Consider the following 8,311-nt stretch of genomic DNA (forward strand, 5'->3'; position numbering starts at 1 on the left):
CACCGGGCGTGAGGCCTACACCGGCGCGATCGGGCACGTGAGCCCCGGCGCGGGGCTCGAGCTCAACGTCGCGATCCGCACCTTCGAGTTCGCCGGGGGCTCGGTCTGGCTCGGTGTCGGCGGGGGAGTCGTGGCCGACTCGACCCCTCAGGGCGAGTACGCCGAGTGCCTGGTCAAGGCCCGTCCGTTGATCGAGGCGATAGGCGGCATCCTCGACCTGGTCGCTGAGGAGCTGCCAGCAGAGGTAACGCGCCTCGAGGGTGTTGAGGAGCATGTGGCGACGGTTGACGTGTCGGCCGGAATCTACGACACGTTGCTCGACATCGACGGCCGGGCCGTCGCCGCCGATGCCCACCTGGCCCGCCTCGACGCAAGCGTCCGCGCGGTCTATGGCACCGCGACCCGCGCCGGCCTCGACGAGGCCGTCGTCCATCGCGCGGCAGGGCTCGACGGTCGGCACCGTCTGCGTGTCGACGCGGTGCCAGATGGCGACGAGGTGCGGGTCTCGATGACGAGCAGGCCCATCGACGACGACGTCGAGTCGTGGACGTTGACCCCGCGCACGATCATCGGCGGGTTCGGCCAGCACAAGTGGAGCGATCGCAGCGCCTTGGCCTTCGAGGGAGGCCCCGACCGCGACCTGCTGCTCTGCGCAGACGACGGCTCGATCCTCGAGACCGCACGCGCCAGCATCTTCGTGGTCCACGACGATGGCGTGCACACCCCGCCCACCGACGGCCGCATCCTGCCGGGCACGGCTCGCGCCCGCGTGGTCGAAGTCCTCCGCGACGCCTCGGTGCCGGTCTTCCAACGACGGCTGACCCTGACGGACCTGTCATCGGCGTCAGAGGTGTTCGTCACGAACTCGCTGCGGGGAGTCGTGCCGGTCGTGGCGTGCGAGGGTGCTGGAGCCTGGGCTGTCGGCCGCACGACGTCCTGGCTCCGCGACGCTCTCAGGCCCGACGGCGGCGGGGTGGGTCATCGCGGCCCGGTTCGGGCGATCAGGTCGCCGCTCACGCTGCCAGACGTCGTGAAGGTCCTGTTCATCGACAACTACGACTCCTTCGTCTACAACCTGGTCCAGTACGTCGGCGAGCTCGGCGCGACGGCGGAGGTGGTGCGCAACGACGCGGTCACGGTCGATGAGCTCGTGGCCGCACGAGAGCGCGGTGACTTCACCCACCTCATCGTCTCGCCGGGGCCCGGCACCCCGACCGACGCCGGCATCAGCATCGAGGCCATCCGCAGACTCGGGCCCACCACTCCGACGCTCGGGGTCTGCCTCGGTCACCAGGCTGTCGGCGAGGTCTACGGAGCCGTAGTCGTGCGGGCCGCCGAGGTCGTGCACGGCAAGCCGTCTCTTGTGCACCACGACGGGCTGGGGGTGTATGCAGGTCTCCGGTCCCCGCTGGTCTGCGCGCGTTACCACTCGCTCGTCATCGATGCGGCGACGTTGCCCGCCGAGCTCGAGGCGACGGCACACACGGCATCCGGTGTCGTGATGGGTGTGCGTCACCGGACGCACCCGGTCGAGGGTGTGCAGATGCATCCGGAGTCGATCCTGACCTCACACGGTCACGAGATGTTGCAGAACTTCCTGACTCAGTAGCTCGTCCGCAGGCAACCGGCGCCGCCTGCGCGCCGGGGCTGTCGCTCTCGCAACGTCCACCTAGACTGAACCCCTATGTATGACGGAGTGATCCAAGATCTGATCGACGAGCTCGGGCGGCTGCCCGGCATCGGGCCCAAGAGTGCGCAACGCATCGCCTTCTTCCTGCTCGACGCCGACCCCGAGGACGTTCGCCGGTTCGCCGCGACCCTCGTGGAGGTGAAGGCCAAGGTGCACTTCTGCCACATCTGCGGCAACGTCACGGTCGACACCGAGTGCCGCATCTGCGCCGACCCTCGCCGCGACCTGACCGTGCTCTGTGTCGTCGAGGAGTCCAAGGACGTCGTGGCGATCGAGCGCACGCGGGAGTTCCGCGGCCGCTACCACGTGCTGGGCGGTGCGATATCGCCGATTGCCGGCATCGGACCCGACCAGCTGCGCATCAAGGAGCTGCTCGTCCGCCTGCAGGACGGCATGGTCACCGAGGTCATCATCGCCACCGATCCCAACCTCGAGGGTGAGGCGACCGCCACCTACCTCATCCGCATGCTCACCCCTCTCGGCCTGCGCGTCAGCAAGCTTGCGAGCGGTTTGCCGGTGGGTGGCGACCTCGAGTATGCCGACGAGCTCACTCTCGGCCGCGCGTTCGAGGGCCGCACCACCATCGGCAACCCTGGCACGAAGGTCTGACGTAGCTCCATCGCCTCGCGAGTGGGCGGACGCTCGGGGTTTGGCGACTGCAGCAGCTCCCATTCTCCGGGCGTCTCGATGCTCGGATCGTCAGTCTCGCCGCCCGGGGTACCGTGCACGGGTGGAGTTGGAACTGCGACACCTCAAGGTCGTGTGCGCCCTCTCAGAAGAGGGGAGCGTCACCAAGGCGGCAGCGAGCCTCGGACTCGCGCAGCCGGCGCTCTCGGCTCAGCTCAACCGCATCGAGAAGTCGCTCGGCGGTCAGCTGTTCGAGCGCGACCACCGCGGCGTCCGCGCGACTCCTCTGGGTGATCTCGTGCTCGCCCGGGCACGCGTCATGCTTCCTGCGATGTCAGGACTCCGCGAGGAAGCGGCCAGGCTGAACAACAACGAGGGCCGAGAAGACGGCAGGCCGGAGCACGTCAATCTCGGCTCCTCAACCGGCGCAGTGCTGGGCCGGTTGATCCATGCGCTCCGGGACAAGTACGACGACCTGCGGGTCACGACCCAGGCTTCCTGGTCGTCCGAGGAGCTGGCCCGCATGCTCGCAGACGGCCGTGTCGACTTCGCCGTCGTGGGAGTGTGCGCCGACTCCCCGCCCCCGGTCCAGCCTGGCCTGGTCTGGCACGCCGTGACCTCTGACCCGGTGTTCGTGCTGCTTCCCGACACCCACGACCTCGCCTCCCGCGCTGAGATCAGCCTCGCGGAGCTCTCAGGAGAGAGCTGGGTGGGCACACCCGGTGACAGCTGCTTCACCGATTGCTTCGTCACGGCGTGCGCCCGCGCCGGATTCACTCCCGGCGCCATCTACGAGGCCGACGCGGCCAGCTGCATCGACCTTGTGGAGACTGGCAACGCGGTCGCCCTCTGTCACGCCACGCGCAAGGTGCCCGGGCTGGTCAGCGTGCCGATCACGGACACGCCGCTGCGGTGGCGCCAGCTCATCGGCTGGCACCCGGAAGCTCCGGGCGCCGCATTCTCAGACGAGATCGTCAGGCTCACGTCTGCCGCATGCTCCGACCTCATCGATCGGAGCCCCGTCTACTCATCGTGGCTGGAGGAAAATCCGGGTTTCGGCGTGCAGCCGTTGCCGTGGGCCACGCACTCGGTATGACGCATCTGGTATGTCCCCGGGCGGACTGAGGAGCACTAGGTTGCAGTCATCCCCGCGGGGGGTATGGGGGTCGGCAGGCAGACTCCGAATCCATGCGTGCGGATCGCAGCGGCCATCATGCCGCGAGCCGGTCCACGCGCGAGTCGGCACCGGGCCAACCCCAGGTGTCGCGACGACGAAGGAGAACGACGATGACGCACAACGTGCGCGTGTTCACGGCATCTGTGGCGCTGGCGCTTGGGGCGGTGACCGTCCTCGGGCAGCAGGCCGGAGTGGCCCAACCAACACCCGAGGGGGAGTCCGGTCGCTCGTCGATGGGCTCGGCAATGCAACGGGACCTCGGCATGACGGCTCCCCAGGCGAAAACCCGGATGGCCGCCGAGGACAAGGCAGCGAAGTCCGAGAAGTCGCTTCGTCGCGATCTCGGCGCGTCGTTCGGAGGTGCCTGGTTCGATGCGGACAGCAGCAAGCTGGTGGTCGGCGTCACGAGTGGCTCGAAGGCTGACACCGTTCGCGAAGCCGGCGCCGAGCCGCGTCAGGTCTCCCGTTCCGAGAAGCAGCTTGGCGCGTACCTGAACAAGCTCGACGCGGCGAGGTCGAAGGCTCCCGAGTCGGTTCCTGGCTGGTACGTCGACGTCAAGTCCAACAAGGTCGTCGTGCAGTCGCGCGCCTCGAGCCTGGTGGATGCTCGCTCCTTCGCGACGAGCGCCGGGGTTCCGTCGGCCGCGGTCACTGTCGAGCGGTCGGACTCCCTGCCCCGCCCGCTGAACGTGGTCGGTGGCAACGCCTATTACATCGGCGGCTCGCGCTGCTCGATCGGCTTCTCGGTCAACGGTGGATTCGTCTCGGCCGGACATTGCGGCAGCGCCGGCGACACGACGAGCCAGCCGACCGGTACGTTCGCCGGCTCCAGCTTCCCCGGCAACGACTACTCGTACATCCGGACAGGGGATGTGCTTGTCGGCGGCGTCAACGACTACGCCGGTGGCATCGTGGCGGTCACCGGTTCGGGGGAGTCGCCAATCGGTTCGTCGATCTGTCGTTCCGGCTCGACCACGGGTTGGCACTGCGGGACGATCGGCGCTCGTGATGCGACCGTCAACTACTCGCAGGGCAGCGTCTACGGCCTCATCAAGACCAACGTGTGCGCCGAGCCCGGTGACTCGGGTGGTTCGGCGATCTCGGGCAATCGGGCGCAGGGCGTCACGTCCGGTGGATCGGGCAACTGCTCCAGCGGTGGCGAGACGTACTTCCAGCCCGTCAACGAGATCCTCGGTGCGTATGGACTGTCGCTGATCACCGGCTGACCTCGCAGCGACGAGAGAATCTGGGTTTGTCCGCCTGCACGGGGACAAACCCAGACTCTTTTGTCCCCGGGAGCGACCGGTACGCTGGTAGCGCATCCGTACGTCCTCCAGCTCCAAGGGAATAGACAGTGGGCATTGTCGTCCAGAAGTACGGCGGCTCCTCGGTTGCCGACGCCACCAGCGTCAAGAGGGTCGCCCAGCGCATCGTCGCGACCCGCAAGGCCGGTCACGACGTCGTTGTCGTGGTCTCCGCCATGGGTGACACCACCGACGAGCTCATCGATCTCGCCAACCAGGTCACGCCGTTGCCCCCCGGCCGCGAGCTCGACATGCTCCTGACCGCCGGCGAGCGCATCAGCATGGCGGTCCTGGCCATGGCGATCGGCAACCTCGGCCAGGAGGCGCGCTCGTTCACCGGCTCGCAGGCCGGCGTGATCACCGACTCCGAGCACGGTCGAGCCAAGATCATCGACGTCACGCCGGGCCGCATCGAGGACGCTCTCGCGCAGGGCGCCATCGCCATCGTGGCTGGTTTCCAGGGAGTCTCGCAGACCACCAAGGACATCACCACGCTCGGCCGCGGCGGCTCGGACACCACGGCGGTCGCCCTCGCGGCGGCACTCGCTGCCGACGTCTGCGAGATCTACACCGACGTCGACGGCATCTTCACGGCCGATCCGCGCATCGTCGCCACGGCTCGCCAGATCCCGCGCATCTCCTACGAGGAGATGCTCGAGATGGCCGCCAACGGCGCCAAGATCCTTCACCTGCGGTGCGTCGAGTACGCCCGCCGCAACGACATGCCGATCCATGTGCGCTCCTCGTTCTCCGAGAAGCAAGGCACGTGGGTGGTGAGGGCACAAGACGTCGCTCAAGAGGGGCACCCCATGGAACAGGCCATCATTTCCGGCGTTGCGCACGATCGCAGCGAGTCGAAGATCACCGTCGTCGGCGTGCCCGACAAGGTCGGTGAGGCGGCGTCGATCTTCCGCACGCTCGCCGATGCGCAGATCAACATCGACATGATCGTGCAGAACGTCTCGGCAGCAGCGACCAACCTCACCGACATCTCATTCACTCTGCCGCGCACCGACGGGCAGAACGCCATGACGGCTCTCGCGCGGCTGAAGGACGACGTCGGCTTCGAGCGACTGCAGTACGACGACAGCGTCGGCAAGGTGTCGATCATCGGCGCCGGCATGCGGTCCTCGCCGGGCGTCACCGCGAAGTTCTTCCAGGCGCTGGCTGACGCCGGGGTCAACATCGAGATGGTCTCCACCTCGGAGATTCGCATCTCGGTGGTCACCGCCGAGAGCCAGATCGACGCCGCCGTCAACGCCGCGCACGAGGCATTCGGACTCGGCACCGACGAGGTCGAGGCCGTGGTCTACGGAGGAACCGGACGATGACCAGGATCGGTGTCGTCGGCGCAACCGGCCAGGTCGGCGTCGCCATGCGTGGCATCCTTGCCGAGCGCAACTTCCCGGCCGACGAAGTACGTTTCTTCGCCTCCTCGCGTTCCGCAGGCAAGACCCTGCCCTGGCGCGGTGGCGAGATCCTCATCGAGGATGCCGAGACGGCCGATCCGTCGGGGCTCGACATCGCACTGTTCTCGGCCGGCGCTGCCCTGTCGAGGGTGCAGGCCCCGCGCTTCGCGGCCGCCGGGGTGACCGTCATCGACAACTCATCGGCGTTCCGCAAGGACGCCGACGTCCCGCTGGTCGTCAGCGAGGTCAACCCGGGCGACATCGCCAAGGCCGAAGTGGCCGCCGGGGGGCGCGGCATCATCGCCAATCCCAACTGCACCACCATGGCGGCCATGCCGGTGCTCAAGCCCCTGCACGACGAGGCAGGCCTCGTGCGTCTGGTCGTCAGCACCTACCAGGCGGTCTCGGGCTCCGGCATCGCTGGCGTCCAGGAGCTGCACGGTCAGGCACTCGCGGTCGTCGAGAAGGCCAACGAGCTGGCTTATGACGGCTCGGCTGTCGCCTACCCCGCGCCGACCATCTACACCGCGCCCATCGCGTTCAACGTGCTCCCGATGGCTGGCTCGATCGTCGACGACGGCTCGTTCGAGACCGATGAGGAACAGAAGCTTCGCCACGAGAGCCGCAAGATCCTGGGTCTCCCCGACCTCCGGGTGTCAGGCACCTGCGTGCGTGTACCGGTCTTCACAGGCCATTCGTTGTCGATCAACGCGGAGTTCGCCCGCGCGATCACACCCGAGCGGGCCACCCAGATCCTGGGCTCTGCGCTGGGGGTGCAGCTGGTCGACGTGCCCACGCCGCTGCGCGCGGCCGGCAACGACCCGAGCCTCGTCGGACGCATCCGGCAGGACTCGGGCGTCGACGAAAACCGCGGGTTGGTGCTCTTCGTGAGCAGCGACAACCTCCGCAAGGGTGCCGCGCTCAACACCGTGCAGATCGCCGAGCTGCTCATCTGAGCGCTGACGGGTCAGTCCTCGAGGGGAGGACTGTTCTCGGCGAGGACGATGAGTTGATACGCGACGCTGTAGGCGACGAGGCTCAGCACCGGCAGGACCACGAGCGCCACGGGGCTGTCGACGATGCCGAGGAAGAGGCCGAGCATGGCCACGATGGCGAGCACGATGGCGAGGCCGCTCGTCAAGCGTCCCTGCGTCGAACCGAATGCCGAGAGCAGACGCGCGCCCAGGTAGTAGCCCACGAAGGCCACCACGACGAAGGCCAGGGATCCCAGGCGACCTCCCCCTGACGCGACGCCTCGCACCTGCGTGAACAGGGCGAGCGACGCCAGTCCCAGGCCCACGGTGACGAGCCCGACGATGAGGCCAGTGATGACAGCAGCGATGCGAAGATCGATGTGGGGGATGCGCCAGTCAATGACCGCGTGCCAGCGGTCGACGACGAACGTTGCGGTCGCTCGCGATGCTGAACCGGCGGCTCCTGCCACACCGGAGGCGGCGCTCGACCCGCGCGAACCGAGGACTCGGCCCGCCGCGCCCACCTTGGCTCCGACGTCGACGCGGGGACGCGCGGGCGCGCGAACCGGCGGGGGACGAGGTGAAGCGCCGGCCTTCGACTCTGCCTTGGCCTTGGGCTTGCTCGCCGCCGCCGTCGCCACGGGGCGGCCATAGCGCATCTTCGTGGGCGGGGGGGTGGAGGAAGTCGGCCGAACGACAGTCTTCTTGACGACCCGCTTGACCACTTTCTTCGCGGGTTGCTGTTCGTCGACCATCCCCAGAGTGTTTCACAGGGGGTGGAGCGTAGGGGTCCGGAATGAGCCGTTGCCCGGCCCGCGCGGCCAACTATCGTGCGAGAACTGTCGTGGCGACGAGGAAACCGCAGACGTCCACGTCGGCAACGCCATCACCGGCGAACTCCTCCGCGAGCTCACCGCCGACACCACACGCGACTACCAACCCCACAAATAAAGAACACCCGAACCCGCTTCCGCAGGTTCGGGTGTCTCCGATCTCTTGAGAGATCACAATGTCGGGCTGACAGTGTGCTGGTTCAGGACATACCGGACAGATGTCTCAAGACATCCCGGACAACCGGTGATGCTCCGTGGATGTCGAAAGCCCGCTTGGTCATCACCGCCGTCATCATC

The 8,311-nt window shown here is 67.8% G+C and carries 7 protein-coding genes and 1 pseudogene; 7 read left to right on the plus strand and 1 reads right to left on the minus strand.

What is annotated here, in order from left to right; genetic code table 11:
- Positions 1-37: 37 nt before the first annotated feature.
- The 7 genes and pseudogenes from H7290_RS21460 to H7290_RS21190 all read left to right on the plus strand — a co-directional run.
- Positions 38-835, plus strand: a pseudogene (locus H7290_RS21460) (aminotransferase class IV); the annotation flags it as partial.
- Between the two features lie 195 nt (positions 836-1,030).
- Complete coding sequence (locus H7290_RS21465) at positions 1,031-1,609, plus strand: aminodeoxychorismate/anthranilate synthase component II (RefSeq protein ID WP_366927667.1); 579 nt, start codon at positions 1,031-1,033, stop codon at positions 1,607-1,609.
- A gap of 75 nt (positions 1,610-1,684) precedes the next feature.
- Entirely contained in the window at positions 1,685-2,299 is a 615-nt protein-coding gene (gene recR / locus H7290_RS21170; RefSeq protein ID WP_290515993.1) for a recombination mediator RecR, read from the plus strand.
- A gap of 121 nt (positions 2,300-2,420) precedes the next feature.
- A complete protein-coding gene (locus tag H7290_RS21175; protein WP_290515994.1) occupies positions 2,421-3,413 on the plus strand; it encodes a LysR family transcriptional regulator in 993 nt (330 codons plus the stop codon).
- A 191-nt stretch (positions 3,414-3,604) separates the two neighbouring features.
- A complete protein-coding gene (locus H7290_RS21180; protein ID WP_290515995.1) occupies positions 3,605-4,720 on the plus strand; it encodes a S1 family peptidase in 1,116 nt (371 codons plus the stop codon).
- A gap of 128 nt (positions 4,721-4,848) precedes the next feature.
- The gene (locus tag H7290_RS21185) at positions 4,849-6,129 is read left to right on the plus strand and encodes an aspartate kinase (protein ID WP_290515996.1); all 1,281 of its coding nucleotides are present in this window, start codon (positions 4,849-4,851) and stop codon (positions 6,127-6,129) included.
- Positions 6,126-7,163, plus strand: a complete 1,038-nt coding sequence (locus tag H7290_RS21190; protein ID WP_290515997.1) for an aspartate-semialdehyde dehydrogenase — start codon at positions 6,126-6,128, stop codon at positions 7,161-7,163. The genes H7290_RS21185 and H7290_RS21190 overlap by 4 nt, the downstream gene beginning before the upstream one ends.
- Positions 7,164-7,174: 11 nt before the next feature.
- Here H7290_RS21190 and H7290_RS21195 read toward each other — a convergent pair whose 3' ends face one another.
- Complete coding sequence (locus H7290_RS21195; RefSeq protein WP_290515998.1) at positions 7,175-7,936, minus strand: hypothetical protein; 762 nt, start codon at positions 7,934-7,936, stop codon at positions 7,175-7,177.
- Positions 7,937-8,311 lie beyond the last annotated feature (375 nt).

Source organism: Aeromicrobium sp., assembly GCF_014378035.1.
Lineage (GTDB): Bacteria > Actinomycetota > Actinomycetes > Propionibacteriales > Nocardioidaceae > Aeromicrobium.